Origin of the sequence: Mesorhizobium sp. B2-3-4 (genome assembly GCF_006442315.1) — a bacterium.
In the GTDB taxonomy this organism is placed as follows: Bacteria; Pseudomonadota; Alphaproteobacteria; order Rhizobiales; family Rhizobiaceae; genus Mesorhizobium.
Window position 1 is genome coordinate 45,742 of record NZ_VFVY01000022.1, and the last position, 15,380, is coordinate 61,121.

At 63.0% G+C, this 15,380-nt stretch carries 18 protein-coding genes; 11 read left to right on the forward strand and 7 right to left on the reverse strand.

The features are described 5' to 3' along the window. Positions 1-7: 7 nt before the first annotated feature. Genes coxB through FJ967_RS27175 form a run of 6 tightly spaced genes read left to right on the forward strand, consistent with a single transcriptional unit; the run spans position 8 to position 5,191 of the window. Entirely contained in the window at positions 8-1,003 is a 996-nt protein-coding gene (gene coxB, locus FJ967_RS27150; protein WP_140735478.1) for a cytochrome c oxidase subunit II, read from the forward strand. Then, a complete protein-coding gene (gene ctaD, locus FJ967_RS27155; RefSeq protein ID WP_140735388.1) occupies positions 1,000-2,976 on the forward strand; it encodes a cytochrome c oxidase subunit I in 1,977 nt (658 codons plus the stop codon). Before coxB ends, ctaD begins: the two co-directional genes overlap by 4 nt. Continuing rightward, positions 2,973-3,578, forward strand: coding sequence for a cytochrome c oxidase subunit 3 (locus tag FJ967_RS27160; RefSeq protein ID WP_140735389.1), 606 nt, complete (start codon positions 2,973-2,975; stop codon positions 3,576-3,578). The genes ctaD and FJ967_RS27160 overlap by 4 nt, the downstream gene beginning before the upstream one ends. Then, positions 3,578-3,919, forward strand: a complete 342-nt coding sequence (locus tag FJ967_RS27165; protein WP_140735390.1) for a hypothetical protein — start codon at positions 3,578-3,580, stop codon at positions 3,917-3,919. The genes FJ967_RS27160 and FJ967_RS27165 overlap by 1 nt, the downstream gene beginning before the upstream one ends. After that, positions 3,916-4,794 (forward strand): cytochrome c oxidase assembly protein, encoded by an 879-nt coding sequence (locus tag FJ967_RS27170; protein ID WP_140735391.1) that lies wholly within the window; start codon positions 3,916-3,918, stop codon positions 4,792-4,794. The genes FJ967_RS27165 and FJ967_RS27170 overlap by 4 nt, the downstream gene beginning before the upstream one ends. After that, complete coding sequence (locus tag FJ967_RS27175) at positions 4,775-5,191, forward strand: c-type cytochrome (protein ID WP_140735392.1); 417 nt, start codon at positions 4,775-4,777, stop codon at positions 5,189-5,191. Before FJ967_RS27170 ends, FJ967_RS27175 begins: the two co-directional genes overlap by 20 nt. Before the next feature lies 1 nt (position 5,192). Here the strand turns inward: FJ967_RS27175 and FJ967_RS27180 are convergent, their stop codons facing one another. From FJ967_RS27180 to FJ967_RS27210, 7 genes are read right to left on the reverse strand one after another with little or no spacing between them, the layout of a single operon-like run. Next, positions 5,193-5,999, reverse strand: a complete 807-nt coding sequence (locus FJ967_RS27180) for an ABC transporter permease (RefSeq protein WP_140735393.1) — start codon at positions 5,997-5,999, stop codon at positions 5,193-5,195. Next, positions 5,996-6,721, reverse strand: a complete 726-nt coding sequence (locus tag FJ967_RS27185; RefSeq protein ID WP_140735394.1) for an ABC transporter ATP-binding protein — start codon at positions 6,719-6,721, stop codon at positions 5,996-5,998. The genes FJ967_RS27180 and FJ967_RS27185 overlap by 4 nt, the downstream gene beginning before the upstream one ends. Continuing rightward, on the reverse strand, positions 6,718-7,680 hold the full coding sequence (locus tag FJ967_RS27190) for a PQQ-dependent catabolism-associated beta-propeller protein (protein WP_140735395.1): 963 nt from the start codon (positions 7,678-7,680) through the stop codon (positions 6,718-6,720). Before FJ967_RS27190 ends, FJ967_RS27185 begins: the two co-directional genes overlap by 4 nt. Then, positions 7,668-8,843 (reverse strand): ABC transporter substrate-binding protein, encoded by a 1,176-nt coding sequence (locus FJ967_RS27195; protein WP_140735396.1) that lies wholly within the window; start codon positions 8,841-8,843, stop codon positions 7,668-7,670. Before FJ967_RS27195 ends, FJ967_RS27190 begins: the two co-directional genes overlap by 13 nt. Then, positions 8,840-9,526 (reverse strand): ATP-binding cassette domain-containing protein, encoded by a 687-nt coding sequence (locus FJ967_RS27200; RefSeq protein WP_140735397.1) that lies wholly within the window; start codon positions 9,524-9,526, stop codon positions 8,840-8,842. Before FJ967_RS27200 ends, FJ967_RS27195 begins: the two co-directional genes overlap by 4 nt. After that, complete coding sequence (locus FJ967_RS27205) at positions 9,514-10,281, reverse strand: ABC transporter permease (RefSeq protein ID WP_140735398.1); 768 nt, start codon at positions 10,279-10,281, stop codon at positions 9,514-9,516. Before FJ967_RS27205 ends, FJ967_RS27200 begins: the two co-directional genes overlap by 13 nt. Before the next feature lie 10 nt (positions 10,282-10,291). Next, positions 10,292-11,230 (reverse strand): ABC transporter substrate-binding protein, encoded by a 939-nt coding sequence (locus tag FJ967_RS27210; RefSeq protein WP_246675401.1) that lies wholly within the window; start codon positions 11,228-11,230, stop codon positions 10,292-10,294. A gap of 350 nt (positions 11,231-11,580) precedes the next feature. Between FJ967_RS27210 and FJ967_RS34035 the strand changes: the two genes are divergently transcribed. The 5 genes from FJ967_RS34035 (at position 11,581) to FJ967_RS27235 (ending at position 15,289) form a co-directional block, all read left to right on the forward strand. Continuing rightward, positions 11,581-11,712, forward strand: a complete 132-nt coding sequence (locus FJ967_RS34035) for a hypothetical protein (RefSeq protein ID WP_281405689.1) — start codon at positions 11,581-11,583, stop codon at positions 11,710-11,712. Positions 11,713-11,809: 97 nt separating this feature from the next. Beyond that, the gene (locus tag FJ967_RS27220; protein ID WP_246675402.1) at positions 11,810-12,916 is read left to right on the forward strand and encodes an NAD(P)/FAD-dependent oxidoreductase; all 1,107 of its coding nucleotides are present in this window, start codon (positions 11,810-11,812) and stop codon (positions 12,914-12,916) included. A gap of 163 nt (positions 12,917-13,079) precedes the next feature. Beyond that, the gene (locus FJ967_RS27225) at positions 13,080-14,366 is read left to right on the forward strand and encodes an SDR family oxidoreductase (protein WP_140735400.1); all 1,287 of its coding nucleotides are present in this window, start codon (positions 13,080-13,082) and stop codon (positions 14,364-14,366) included. Continuing rightward, positions 14,366-14,848: a DUF2269 domain-containing protein gene (locus FJ967_RS27230; protein ID WP_140735401.1), complete on the forward strand. Its 483-nt coding sequence runs from the start codon at positions 14,366-14,368 to the stop codon at positions 14,846-14,848. The genes FJ967_RS27225 and FJ967_RS27230 overlap by 1 nt, the downstream gene beginning before the upstream one ends. Before the next feature lie 114 nt (positions 14,849-14,962). Continuing rightward, positions 14,963-15,289: a low affinity iron permease family protein gene (locus tag FJ967_RS27235; protein WP_140735402.1), complete on the forward strand. Its 327-nt coding sequence runs from the start codon at positions 14,963-14,965 to the stop codon at positions 15,287-15,289. Positions 15,290-15,380: the final 91 nt, after the last annotated feature.

Consider the following 15,380-nt stretch of genomic DNA (forward strand, 5'->3'; position numbering starts at 1 on the left):
CGCCTCGATGGCGCTCGCCACAGCCGGCGCTCTGTTGCTCCAGGGATGCGCGGGCTGGCAATCGGCTCTCGATCCGAAAGGTCCCGCGGCGAGCGAACTGGCATGGCTGATCTGGTTCTTCACCGGGCTTAGCGCCCTGGTGTGGGTGCTGGTGATGATTGCCCTCGTCGTGCCCTTGATGATGCGGTCGCGCGCGCAAGCGGAGCCGCTTGCCATCGATGCCGGCGCGGATGGCCGGAAGCTGCGCGTGGTGATGACCGCCGTCGGGCTGACCGCCCTGATTCTGGTCGGACTGACCTTGCTGAGCTTCTTCGCCAACAGAACGCTCGCCGCAATCGGCTCGGACGCCTCGCTGACCATTCGGGTCACGGGCCATCAATGGTGGTGGGAGGTGCGCTATGAGGATGCAACGCCAAGCCGCATCCTGACCACGGCGAACGAAATCCACATCCCTGCCGGGGAGCCGGTGCGGCTTCTTCTGACCTCGACCGACGTCATCCATTCGTTCTGGATTCCTAGCCTATCCGGCAAGCTGGACCTCATTCCCGGCCACATGAACGTGCTCGACCTGAAGGCCGACAAACCTGGCGTCTACCGGGGCCAATGCGCCGAGTTCTGCGGTGCCCAGCACGCAAACATGGGTACCTTCATCATCGCCGAGCCGCGTGCAAAATTCGACGCCTGGTGGAATGACCAGTTGCAGCCCGCCGCTGCCCCGACAGCCGACGAGGCCAAGGCCGGCGAAGAGCTGTTTCTCAAGCGCCCCTGCGTGATGTGTCACAGGATAGGCGGGACGCCCGCCGGAGGAACGGTCGCTCCTGACCTTACCCATCTAGCCAGCCGGCAGACGCTCGCTGCCGGGACATTGACGATGAGCCGCGGCAATCTCGCCGCCTGGATAGCCGACCCGCAAGGCATCAAGCCCGGATCCCACATGCCGGTGGTGGAGCTCAGCGGCGATGAACTCAACGCCGTGGTGGCCTATCTCGAGGGCCTGAAATGAGCAGTGCGGACCTTGCAAGCGAACGCGACTTACCGCCCGAACGCGAGGCGTCCGTGAAAGGCGACATCGCGCCCGAGCATGATGGACCGCGCGATACCGGCATGGACGATGCGGGCCTGCATCGCTGGCTGACACGGACATGGCGCACGCCCCCCGGTATCATCGGCGCGCTGTCGAGCGTCGATCACAAGGTCATCGCACGGCGCTACCTGATCACCGCATTCGTTTTCCTGTGCCTGGGCGGGCTCAACGCCGTCGCGATGCGCATCCAGCTCTCAGGGCCGCAGCGCGGCCTGATCGGGCCGGACCTCTACAACCAGCTGTTCACCATGCACGGCGTCACCATGATGTTCCTGTTCGCCGTGCCGATCGTCCAGGCGACAGGCATCTACCTCGTGCCGCTGATGGTCGGCACCCGCAACATCGCTTTCCCCCGCCTGAACGCGTTCAGCTACTGGATCTATGTTTCGGGGGGTATATTCGCCTGGGTGTCTTTTGCACTCAACATGGCGCCCGATGTCGGCTGGTTTGCCTATGTACCGCTGTCAGGCCCCGAGTTCGCCCCGGGCAAGCGGGCCGACGTTTGGGCGCAGATGATCACTTATACCGAAGTGTCCTCACTTGCCGTCGCGGTGGCAACCATCGTCACGGTGTTCAAGCAGCGCGCGCCTGGAATGTCGCTGGACAGGATTCCGCTCTACGTCTGGGCAATGCTGGTTACCTCCTTCGTCGTCGTCTTCGCCATGCCGGCAGTCATGATCACCTCGACCTTCCTGATCCTCGACCGGCTCGTCGGCACCCATATCTTCAATCCGGCCGAGGGCGGCGACGCGTTGCTTTTCCAGCATCTGTTCTGGTTCTTCGGCCATCCCGAGGTCTACATCATCTTCCTGCCGGCGACGGGCATGATCTCGGCGATTATCCCGGTCTTCGCCCGGCGTCCCGTCTTCGGACATCTCGGGCTGGTCCTGTCGCTGATCGCCGTCGGTTTCCTGTCGTTCGGCCTCTGGGTCCACCACATGTTCGCGACGGGACTGCCGAAACTCGGCGCCAGCTTCTTCACCGCGTCGAGCATGATGATCGCCATTCCCAATGGCGTGCAGATCTTCTGCTGGCTGGCGACCTTATGGGACGGCAGGCCCGTGATCCGCACGCCGCTGCTTTTCGTGTTCGGCTTCTTCTTCATCTTCGTCATCGGCGGCCTCACCGGCGTCATGCTGGCCTCGGTGCCGCTCGACCTCCAGGTGCACGACACCTATTTCGTCGTCGCCCATTTCCATTACGTGCTGATCGGCGGTTCGGTCTTCCCGCTGCTGGGCGCGGCCTATTTCTGGTTCCCCAAGATCAGCGGCCGCATGATGAGCGAGCGTCTTGGACGCTGGCACTTCTGGCTGGCTTTTATCGGCTTCAACGCGGCCTTTTTCCCGATGCATCTCGTCGGCCTGTGGGGCATGCCACGAAGGGTCTACACCTATCCGGCCGAGCTTGGCTGGGGCAACATCAACCTGTTCATCAGCGCCGGCGCGGTGGTCTTCTTCCTCAGCTTCGTCCTGTTCACTTTCAATCTTGCGCACGGCGCGTTGAAGGGCGCACTGGCTGGAGACAATCCATGGGATGCCGGCACGCTCGAATGGGCTACGTCTTCGCCGCCGCCGAGCTATAATTTCGCGCGAATTCCAATCGTCACGCATGGCGAGCCGCTGTGGGCCGAGCGTGAGGCGCTGCCTGTGGCGACCGGGCTGCGGGTCGATGTCCGTGAGCTGTTGATCTCAACCGTGGCTGAAGCCCATCCCGACATTCGCGAGAAATCAGCGACACCCTCTATCTGGCCGCTGCTGGCGGCGATCGCCGTCGGCGGCACGTTTGTCTATTCGATCTTTACGCCATGGGCGGTTGCCTGGGGCGCCGCGCCGATCGCCATCACCTTGATCGGCTGGTTCTGGCCCAAAGGCGATCCGGAGGACGAGGAATGAAGCAGCGCCCCAGCTTGGATCTTTCCGCCCTCCCCACCTTTGGCCATGGCCCGCGCAGTCCGACCTGGTGGGGAACCCTCGGCTTCATGGCGCTGGAAGGAATGGGCTTTGCGATTGCCGCCGGCGCCTATCTCTATCTCGCGACGTTGTGGCCTAACTGGCGTCTAAGCGCCCCGCAACCGAACCATTGGCCCGGAACGATCGTGACGCTGCTTCTCATCGTCAGTCTGGTGCCGAACCATATCCTCCACGGCTACGCCAAGCGATGCGCGATCGGGCCGGTGAGAATCGGCATGGTGGTGATGTCGCTGCTCGGCGTAGCCCCGCTTGTCGTACGCTGGTTCGAGTTTCCGGCGCTGAACATATATTGGGACACGAACGCCTACGGCTCGATGCTCTGGGTGCTGCTCGGGCTGCACACCACGCACCTGATCACCGATGTCGGCGACACGATCGTTTTGACGGTGCTGATGTTCACACGCCACGGCTATAGCGGGCGGCGCTTCGGTGATGTCGGCGACAATGTCTTTTACTGGGATTTCGTGGTGCTGACCTGGATCCCGATCTATCTGCTCATCTACTGGATGCCGAGGCTAGGCTGATGCGCGCGTTGCGAATGGGAACGTCCTGGGGTGGTCTTCTGTCAGGGCCGCTGGCTTGGGCGATCTCGACGCAGCTGAACTACGCACTCGTGCCGTGGCAGTGCAACCGTCAGGTCCAGGTGGTGCTTCCCTTGGCACTTGTGCTCGCCGTGCTTTCGCTGGCCGGCGGTGCCTTGTCATGGCGGGCGAAGCAGCAGGGTGGCGCCGCCTTCAAGCCGGAGCGCACGCGCAGCACCGAGCAATTCGTCGCCGATCTCGGCATGATCGCGGCATTGCTGTTTGCCCTCGTCATCGTCATGCAAGGCAGCGCGGCTCTCATCCTCGACGAGTGCCTGCGATGAGCTTCGACGCCTTCTTCTCGACCTCGATCTGCTACGGCGCCGGCGCGCCCGAGGCGGGCTGGACGCTCGCGTTTCCAATCACGCTTCCACTGATGGCGATTGCGCTCCTTTATGCCGTCGGCGCGACCCGATTGTGGCGCCGCAGCAGCCGGGGCCGCCCCGAGCGGATGCGGCAGGCGTGGTTGTTTGCCGCCGGTTGGGGCGTGCTGACGGCAGCACTGGTCAGCCCCATTCATGCGCTTGGCGAGCGGGTTTTTGCGGCCCATATGATCGAGCATGAATTGCTGATGGCGGTGGCCGCGCCCCTCCTTGTCGCCGCTCGCCCAGGCGCAGTTCTGATATGGGCCTTGCCGGCCTCACTTCGCCGCGGAACGGGCAAGCTCACTCGCGGCAGGACGCTGCAATCGGTGTGGGCCCTGGCAACCCGTCCGCTAAACGCAACGATCATTCACGGCATCGCCATCTGGGTTTGGCATATTCCCGCGTTGTTCCAGGCTGCGCTGCAGCAGGGCATTCTTCATTATGCCCAGCATGCGAGCTTCCTCGGCACAGCTTTGCTGTTCTGGTGGGTGCTCCTGCCGCGCCCCGGTCGACAGCAGAGCTATGGCAGCTTCGTCATGCATCTTTTCTTCACCTCGCTTCACACCGGCCTGCTCGGTGTCCTCCTGCTGGTATCCCCCAAACTCTGGTATCCTGAGAATGGCGCCGGCGCGGCGTTGTGGGGCATGACCCCGATCGAGGACCAGCAGCTCGCCGGTCTGATCATGTGGGTTCCAGCCGGCCTGATCTATGGCGGCGCCGCCCTGCTGCTCGCCGGCCTCTGGATAAGCAACAGCGCGGCCAGGGAGGCAACACATGCGCTCCGTCCTGGCTAGGCCGATCGGCATCGCCTTTGCTGCGATCCTGCTGCTGACGGTGGCTGTCGGCGCGGCGACCTTGTGGTCGGACCGGCGCGATCGCGTCCAGCACGAGTCGGATGCGGCAACCGGCGGCGTAGGCGCGCGCGCCATTCCAATCATGACGGCGAACGGCTGCTCCGGCTGCCATACCATTCCAGGCGTGCCAGGCGCAGAAGGCCAGGTTGGACCTCGCCTTGACGGCGGCCTTGCCGACCGCGTCTTTATCGGCGGCCTGCTGCCGAACAATCCGGAGAATATGATCCGCTGGATACGGTCGGCAAGGGAAATCAACCCGCACACGGCCATGCCGTCGACCAGGATCACCGAGCAACAGGCGCGCGATATCGCCGCTTATCTCTATGCCCTGAAGTGATTTAGCCCTCGCCGCCGCGCCGGGACCACAAGCCGCGGCCGGGGTCGTAGCCGATCACGGCCGCGAGGAAGAACGCGACGAGGCAGACAAGAACGACGAGAGCGGCCACGGGATCGAACCGCACATAAAGCGCGAAGCGTATCAGCTCGACCGCCGAGCTGAACGGATTCCAGGCGGCGATTGTTGCCAGCACCGGTCCCGCCTCGGCAAGCCGCCAGAGCGGATAGAGCGCCGTCGAGGCAAAGAACACCGGGAAGATGACGAAATTCATGACGCCCGCAAAATTCTCCATCTGGGTCGAAACGGAGGAGACAAGCAGGCCGAACGCGCCAAGCATGAGGCCCGTCAGCACGAGCGCCGGGAATACCGCGACGTAGCCGAAAACCGGGGGACGCACATCCCAGAAACGCGCGACGAACAGGAACAGATAGACCAGCGGCAGGCCGACAATCACGCTGGCCAACAGGCGCGCCGCAAGCACGTACCAGCGCGGCAATGGTGCCGTCAGCAACAGGCGCATGCTGCCCATCTCGCGATCGTAGACCATGGCCAGCGAGCTTGCCATGGCATGGAAGAGCAGCATCATGGCCGCCAGCCCGGGCACCACATACACTTCATAGAGCACATAGGTCTGATAGGGCGGCGTCATCGACAGACCGAGGACGGAGCGGAAGCCGGCGGCAAAGATCGCCAGCCAGACCAGCGGCCGTACCATCGCCGAGAGCAGCCGGCCGCGTTGCCGCAAGGTGCGCAGCATCTCCCTGCGCAGGATACCGTTGAGCGCCCGCACGGCGTGAGACGTGTTCATTCGGCCCCCGTCAGCGAGGCGAAGGCCTCCGCCGTGCTCGCTGCACCGAGATCGGCAGCGAGGCGATCGGCGCGGCCGGCCCAGCGTACCGTGCCTTGATGCAGAACCACCACATCGTCGTCCGCCGTGAGTTCCTCCAGAAAATGCGTTGCCCATAGAACAGCAATGCCGCGCTCGCGGCAAAGCTCCCTTACGTGGCGCTCGAGCGCGCGGCGGCCGGGCACGTCGAGCCCGGCGGTCGGCTCGTCCAGCAGCAAAAGGCTCGGGCCATGCATCAGAGCGCGTGCGATCTCGACACGGCGACGCTGCCCCCCGGACAGCGCGCGGACAGGATCGTCGACCCTGTCCAGCACGTCCAGGCGTTCGAGTTCATGGATGGAGCGCTCCGTGCTCGATGCTTTGTCAAGGCCATGCAGGGCCGCGTGGTAATGCAGGTTCTCGCCGGCGGTCAGGTCAAGATCGAGCGTCGGCAGCTGGAAGACGACGCCCATCTGCGCCAGCGCGGCGGATGGGTTGACATCCATCGCCTGGCCGAAGACATGCACCGATCCGGCGCGGGCGTGATAAAGACCGGTGATCAGCGAGAAAAGCGTCGTCTTGCCGGCGCCGTTACGGCCCAGCAAGATGCACATCCTGCCCTGGGCCACCGCGAACGAGACGCCGTCGAGAACCCGTCGGCTTCCGAAACTGTGGCCCAGATTCTCGACCGACAAAGCGTTCATGGCCCGATCACGACGCCCCACGGACCGCGCCCCACCGGCAGCGATTTCACCACCTCCTGGTTTTCCAGATCGATGAAGGAGATGTCGCCGGAATTGCCGTTGGCGCTGACCAGCCGCTTCTGGTCGGCGGAGAGCGCAACGTGCCAGGGGCGTTGGCCGACAAGATAGAGCCGGCGGACGGTCAGCGTTTTTACATCGACTTCCGCAATCCTGTTGGCGGGGCCGAGCGCGACATAGGCGGTCGCGCCGTCGCGAGACATCGCCATGCCGACCGCCTGCACGCCCTCTCGTCGTATACCCGGAACCTCGAATTCGATCTTGCCGGTCTGCGCGCGCGATGCCGTGTCGAAGACGGTGACGGTGCCCCGGATCTCCGACGAGACCCACAATTGCTTGCCGTCTGGCGAGAAGGAAGCCGCGCGCGGCCGGGTGTCGACCAGCAGATTGTCGACGAGCTTGAGCGTGCTTGCGTCGATCAGATGGACCATGCTGGTTGTCTCCGACGTGCAGGCGACATAGCGGCCATCGGCGCTGGCAGCCATCCCTTCCGGTTCGACGCCGACATCCACCGTGCCGATGACCTTGACCGCGGCGATGTCCACCACCGACACCAGATTGTCGTTCTCGTTGGCGACGAACAGCCGCTTGCCATCCGGATGGACGACGAAGAATTCCGGATCGGCTCCCGAGGGCAACTCCCCGACCACCCGCCCTTCCGCGATGTCGACCACACCGATGCGGTTGTCGTCACCTTCCGCAACGAACAGCATCTTGTTGTCGGTCGAGAGCGCCAGCCCGCGCGGACGTCGGCCGGTGTCGATCGTTGCCAGCAGCGTCATCGTTGCGCCATCGACGACAGCGACGGTGTTGTCCTGCTCATTGGACACGTAAATGGTCTCCGCGGCGGCGGGAACAGCAAGAGCCAACGTCGCCAGCAACAGCGCCATTAGAACTTGCATGTGCTCTCCTCCAGGTCGATGCCCAGCGTGTCGAGCGGCGTGCGTTGATGGAGGAAGCCAGGTTGCGGCGAGCTGGAAATCAGCAGGCGCGGCCCGGCAATCAAAATGGGCTGGCGCATCTGTCCGTCCCAGGCACGGAAACTGAGCCCCTGCCCCTTGAAGCCGGCGAGAAGAAATGCATCGCTGCGCATATATTTGCCGATAGCCACGGCATCGAGACTGTGCAGACGCGTCGCCGCTTCGCCGATACTGCGCACAGCGAGCCAGGCGGCGTAGTCGCTGGGCAGCATCCACCGCCCGGCCTGCCTGTGGAACCGATCCTGCAGTTGCGTGGCGCCCCACTCCTCGCTGACCGCGCTCCAGCCTGTGGCGACCAGCCCTTGGGTGCCGGCGACGATCCCCGGCAGAGCAGTGCGCCCCTCCAGATAGGCGCCGAATTCATCCGCCTCATCGGCGACCACGAGAACATCATAGTCGCTGACCTGCGTGACCGCCGGTATTTCGGTCTGCAGTGTGACATGCCCGGTATCGGCGCGTCCATTGGCTGGCCTGAAGGTCCACGGCTGGTCGGTCGTGATCTCGGCTCCGAAGCGAGCCGCCGCCCGTCGAAAGGCCGCCGCCATGGCCTGATCCTGCGGATGTGGCCCCACGAGCAGGAACCAACGCTGCCAGCGTTTCCAGACGAGATATTGCGCCAGCCCGTCGGCGAGCATGGCGCGGCTCGGGATCGTGTGCATAACATTCCTGCGGCAATCCTGCTGGCGCAGCACGTCGTCCGGTGCTCGGCTGTTGAGCAACGTCATCCGCTCGGCTCCGGACGCGGCACTGGCCTGCAGAAGCGGAGCGGCATCGAGATCGGCAATGACAAAGGCGATGCCGGCATCGGCGAATTGTCTTACAGCGTCGGCCGGAGCTTCAGCGGGTGCCAGGATCCTTTCCTCCAACCGAAATTTCTGCCCAAGAAACCGGCCGGTGCTGTCGTCGTCGGCAATACCGAGCCTAGCGCCTTGCAGGCCGTCATCGGCGACGGCTTCGTCAAGGGGTCCCAGAGGCAGAGCGGGTTTGCGCTGCTGGCCGATATAGCCGATCACCATCGTCTGTTCGTCGGCGGCGCCAGGGCCGGCGATCAACAAAAGATAAAGAAGAGCCAGCATCAGTCTCATTGTGCCGGACTTCCCAGCTTAAAGCGCGCCGATCCCGCGTCATCACGACGTGAGATTGCGACGTCACGCACGATGCGCGCCGGCGGTCCTTCAAGAACGATGACCCGGTCCCCCAGGGACGAGGCGAATGCAAGATCATGGGTGACCAGCAGCGTGGTGGGGCGCCGCTTGGCGAAACTGTCCCGCAACAGGTTGCGCATTGCTTGCGCCGTCGCTTCGTCCAGTGATGCGAACGGCTCGTCGAGGAGCAGGAGCGCGGGCTCGACTGCAAGCGCCCGGGCGAGCGCGACCCGCCGCGCCATGCCGCCTGAGAGACGTTGCGGATAATCCTGCTCATGACCTTTCAAGCCGACAGCAGCGAGCCACCGGGCGGCATCGGGCGCGTGACCCGGGATGGCGAGTTCGACATTGCGCAAGGCGGTGAGCCACGGCAGCAGCCTAGGCGTCTGGAATAGCATGCCTATCGGACGCGCGCGGCCGCTCACGCTGCCGCGAAATTCGCTGTCGGCCCCAGAAACGATCGACAGCAGCGTCGACTTGCCGACACCCGACGCGCCGGTCAGGACGCAGACCTGCCCGTCGGCTATGTCGAGCGACAGCGCGCGAAAGATCGTCCGGCGTTGGTCGTCGTCACCCGGAAAAGTCTTCTCCTCTATTCTGATCCTCAGCATCAGCGTCGCCATTCGAGCAGACGGCGTTCCAACGGCACGAGCAGCCCATACTCTATGGCAAGCATCACGACGCCGAAACTGATTGCATAGGCAAGGATATGGGCGACATCGAAGTTCTGGAAATAGACCTGCAGCTGGAATCCGACGCCGTTGGAGCGGCCGAGCAGTTCGGCGAGCAGCACGATCTTCCACGTCAGTGCCAGCCCGTTGCGCAGGGTGACGAGAAAGAAAGGCGCCAATTGCGGCAGCACGACGTACCGCAGCATCGCAGCACGGCTGAAACGGTAGAGCTCCGCCATCTCAGCAAGGTCCTTGTCCAGCCGGCCGGCACCTTCACGGATTGTCACCACAACGTTGGGGATCTTGTTGAGCGTGACCGCCAGGACAAGCGCCGTGTCGGCAAGGCCCAGCCAGATATAGATCAGGATGACGGTGATCAGCGCCGGCATGTTGAGGAGCAACACGATCCAGGGCCTCATCCAGATGTCGGCCCTGCGCGAGCGGCCTGCCGCGTAGCCAAGGGCCGCGCCGATCAGGATTGCCGCCCCGAGGCTTGCGGCAACACGCGCAAGCGAGATGCCGAGATGGTAGAGCAGCTCGCCCCGAACCGCTTCGTTCAGAAGAACGGAAACAACCTGCACCGGACCGGGAAACAGCCGATCGGCGGCTACCGATGCCGCGACCTGCCAGGCAAGCACCATGGCCAGCAATGCCGCAGCGGACTGCCACCGCTGAATGTTGGTGCTAATGGCTGAGACCTCGGTCATGATCGCCAGCTCAAGCCGGTATGGTCCAGAAGACACCGGGATCCAGGCTCGTTGCCTTGCCGACCAGATCCTCGCCGCCCAATTCGGCCAGGATTGCAAACAACCGGGCCGCGCCATCACGTTCGTCTTTGCCGAAGCGACGAGGGATTCCGGCCCGATAAGCGTCGCGTAGCGCCACCTGCAGGCGAGGATCGTCAGTGCCCAATTGCGGCGCGAGCATGCGCCATTCGGCATCCGAGGACGCGAGCAGCGACTTCGCCGCCGCAGTTGCGTTCGTGAATCGCGCGAGGGCAGTCGGGTTGGCGCGGGCCCAGCTTTCATGGAAGACGTAGCCGAGCATCGGCAGTTCGGCGGATACGCCAAGCCCCTGCAGCATTTGCGCGACGCTGAGCAGAGGACTTGCCCCCCCCGACTCGAGACGGGCGGCGAAATTCCAGAATGTCAGCAGGCCATCCAGTCGCCGCGCCAGGAATTCCTGCTCCAACAAAGGCGGCGCGCCGAACACCGGATGCACCTCTTCAGCGAGATCACTCTTCAGCTGACGGAGGCCGAGCGCGCGCAACAGAATCCAGCTTTTGTCCAGCGGACCACCCGCGACCCCCAGCCTTTTACCCTTGAGGTCCGCAAGAGTGCGAATGGACGAGCCTTGTGGCAGTTCCAGCGCGCCGACGGCACGAGAATAGGGATGGAAGACCAGATCGGCGCCTTCGCTTCGCTGGCGCATAGCCCACACCCAATCCGACACGATGACGTCGACGCTGCCCGCAAGCAATGCGGTCTTGCCCGCTTCGGCGCCAGCAAGTCGCTGCGCCTCGATTGATACGCCGTATGCGGTGTCCAATGCATGCCGCCGCATGACATCGACTTCCCAAGCAGCAGTGCCATATCCCAGCACGCCAAACCGGACGCGCGGCTGTGGCTGTGCCGCGGCTTGCGCGGAAACCGCCAACAGCCAGCAACCGATAGCTGCAAGAGCCGTCCGCCGCGAGATGTGGCCGTGTTCGTGCCGGGTTAGCCATTCGCCTGGGAGGTTCGCAGTTAGCACGGGCCGCACCGATGTGGAGAACCTCACCTAACGTTGTGGCGGCAGGAATGTTCCTCGACGGGCACGAACCATGGTCATGGAATTGACCTTGCGCCCATTACGAAGCGCGGGATTGGTCAAGCGAACGGAAGGCGGTTGGCACGGGCTACGGGCCGCTCTTGGGATCATCGACGTCCAGGGCGTCCATTACAGGGGCCAGATCGCCCCCTTCGGATCTCACGCTCTGCCCCCCCGGGCCCGCCGTTCTTTATCGCTTGCTCGATAGCATCCTCGATGTTTCCGAGTTCGTCCTCCCTTACGTCGCGACCGTAACCAGCCACCTCGGCATCCTGTTCGAATTGCTGGGCGAGCACCGCGACGCTGACTTCCTCTCGGCCAGGAAGTGAGCCGACATTCTCCTGTAACCAATTTTCAAAAAACTCTCTGGTCGCGCTCATCTCAGACCCTTTCGCCAGATTAAGCGCGGCGGTGATCCGAAGTTCCATGACGGCTTCACTTTCAACGATGGCGCTGTATCCACGGGACAGCTACGACGTTTTCGGACACTTGGCAGTGGCCTTTCTCTTTACGCCTCGATTCGAGACTCGCTCTTCTCGCGTGTCGTTCGACACCACGTGGAACAAGGTTGTTTCGCGCGGGTTGGGCGCTATGCCACGTTCTCCCGGCTCACAAGTTTTTGACGTTGTTATCGTCGGCGGCGGCCCAGCAGGGCTCGCCGCGGCCACGTATTTAGCCAGGTTTCTGCGTTCGGTGATCTCGTTCGACGCTGGGGATGCGCGCGCCAAGCTCATTCCAAAATCCCATAACTGTCCCGGCTTCCCCAAGGGCATCAACGGGGAAGAACTGCTCGGCCGCCTACGAGCTCAGGCACGCTTATACGGGGCGAGCGTCGCCGATGGTTACGTCGCTCACGCCGAAAGACGTGAGGAATATTTTGTTCTGACGACGGCCTGCGGGGTGGTCCTAGCAAGGCGCGTAATTTTGGCAACGGGCATTGTGGACAAGGCACCTCCGATTGAAGGGCTGCAGCAGGCGATCGCAGATGGCATTGTCAGGCTATGCCCGGTTTGCGATGCGTATGAAGCCAGGGGTAGCCGCATCGGCGTCGTTGGCCCGGAGCATCTCGCCGTCAGGGAGGCTCTGTTCCTGAAGGAATATGGCAGCCGAGTTGCCCTGCTCGCCAATTACCCGGACGATATTTCCGAAGCTGCTCGCGCCGTCGCATTGGCAGGCGGAGTAGAAATCTGGGACGCTGTCGATGACCTGATCCCTCGACGAACCGGGTTCGATGTCGTCATGGCCGAAGGCGCCCCGCTGCGCAACATCGATGTCGTGTACCCTTCCATGGGCTGCGACGTACGCTCCGAACTCGCCGTTGCGCTCGGAGCTATGTGTGACGAAGAGGGCTATGTCCTGGTCAACCAGCATCTTGAGACTTCAACGCCAGGGCTCTATGCCATCGGTGACGTGGCGGAGGGACTCAATCAAATTGCTGTCGCGTTCGGACACGCCGCCACGGCTGCAACTCACATTCACAACGACCTGCGCGAGTGCGCCCAGCCGGCGACGATGTCGATGAAGTCGACCTGAAGATGCGAACGCACTCTACCGCCGCCCAACTCTTAGCTCCATTGTGGCCCGGAGCTTTTTCCATCCGGCTTCACCCTGCTGGCTTCGGCTTCGATCAAGTTCTCTCAGGCGCGGTGGCAGGGTCTATGAAGTCGTACACGCCGGCGAACGGCGGGAGGAAGGAATGAAAGTTCTCGTCACCGGCGCGTCAGGGCTGATTGGGAACGCGCTTTGCGCGCGCCTGACAAGTGAGGGACATGAGGTGGTTCGCGTGCTTCACCGCAAAGATACCGGCATCCATCCTGAGACCCCAGCGGTTTCGCTGGATATGGCGCGGGCCTTGCGACCTGAGGACTGGACCCCGCGTCTCGCCGGTGTGGATGCCGTCGTAAACTGTGCCGGCGTCCTGCAGGATAGCGCCCGGGAAAACACCCGGCATGTCCATTCGACCGGCGCCTCGGCTCTCTTCGTCGCGTGTGAGCAGGCTGGTGTGAACAAGGTCATTCATTTTTCCGCCATCGGGGTCGATCGCCAGCAGCCCTCCGCCTTTTCCGCCAGCAAGCTTGCCGGCGATGAAGCATTGATGACGCGTAGACTTGAGTGGGTAATCCTGCGGCCTTCGGTGGTGCTGGGAAGGCCGGCTTTCGGCGCAAGTGCGCTTTTTCGGGGACTCGCGGCTTTGCCGCTCTTGCCGTTGATGCCCCACACGGGCCGTCTCCAGGTCGTTCAGCTCGATGACGTGATCTCCACCGTTCTCTTTTTCCTCAAACCCGGCAGCCCATCGCGCCTCACGCTGGAACTTGCTGGGCCCGTGGCGCTTTCGATGAGCGAGGTCGTCGGTTGCTATCGCCGCTGGTTCGAATGGCGCAGTGCTCGGGAGTTCATCTTGCCCAATTGGACCGCAGCTATCTTGTACAGATTGGGGGATGCCGCGGCTCGGCTAGGCTGGCGCCCGCCAATGCGCACCAATGCTGCAAAAGAGATCACGCGTGGCGCTGTCGGTGATCCCCGGCCGTGGATGACCGCGACCGGCATTCAACCGTCCAGTCTCACAGCTGCACTACGTCTAAATCCTGCGACGGTGCAGGAGCGATGGTTCGCCGGTCTTTACTTCGTCAAGCCGGCGCTGTTTGTCGTTTTGCCGCTCTTCTGGATTCTGACCGGTATCATTTCCCTCACCATCGGCTGGCGCAGCGGAGTTGACTTGCTGATTGGCACTGCTGCCGGCGCCTTGGCCGAACCGGCGGTCGTCGCCGGCGCACTGGCGGACATCGTCGTGGGGGCGTTCATCGCTTACCGCCCAACCAGCCGGCTTGGTCTTTTCGGCGCAATCACGGTATCGCTTTTCTATGCAATCGCTGGGATCATTTTGCGGCCGGATCTTTGGTTTGAACCACTCGGGCCGCTGTTAAAAATCTTCCCGATCCTCGTTTTGCATTTTGCAGCGCTGGCCATTCTGGAGGAACGCTGATGATGTACTTGGTGATCAAATACCTTCACGTCATCGGTGCGGCTGTGCTGCTCGGGACTGGCGCCGGCATCGCGTTTTTCATGCTTATGGCACACCGGACCGGAAACGCCGCTACGATCGCCGCCGTCGCCCGCCTTGTCGTCCTGGCTGATTTCCTGTTCACGGCTACGGCCGTTGTCGTACAACCCCTGACCGGACTAGGCCTTGCTTGGCTTGCGGGGTATTCGCTGTCCGAAAGCTGGATCATTCTCTCGATCCTGCTTTACATCGTAACCGGCGTGTTCTGGCTGCCTGTCGTGTGGATGCAGATCGAGATGCGAAATCTGGCGACACAGGCTGCCCTGTCCAACCAAGCCCCGCCCGAGCGCTACAATCAGCTGTTCAGACGCTGGTTTGTCTTCGGCTTCCCGGCTTTCGCCGCGGTCCTTGCCATTTTCTGGCTGATGATTGCACGCCCGGCGATCGAGTGGCCAGCGTTGTAGCTACGCACGATCGGCAACCATCATCCTGTCAATTGGCCTGTCAGGTCTGGCAGGCTCACGGCGGCGCAATGTAGTGCGGTCGGGAACAAGGCTCGCCGCCGCAAGTTCTTTGGGATGGCCAACCATCCCGTCACCGGCGTGCTCACCTCGATCGGCACATGGACCTCCCGCCCCGCGGCATTCCTGATCTTGTTGGCGTACGCAATCCTTTGGCTAATCTTTGAACGACAGAGCCTGGACTGGCATGGAGCGGCTACCTTGTTCACCTGGGCCATGACGCTGTTCATTCAGCGGGCTGAGCACCGCGACACCCAAGCCATTCACGCCAAGCTCGACGAGATCCTGCGATCAGATCACAATGCTTCCAACATCACGCGGATCGACGACGAAGAGCCTGAGGAAATCGAGAAAGAACGCTATCGCAGGCAGCAGGGCGATTGATCAGCGGCTTCTTCGGTTTGCGACAGGGGCTTCTTTCGAGAATCTCCGCGATAAGGCCGAACTCTGGGGCCCTGCCGCCGCCAGGGAGCAG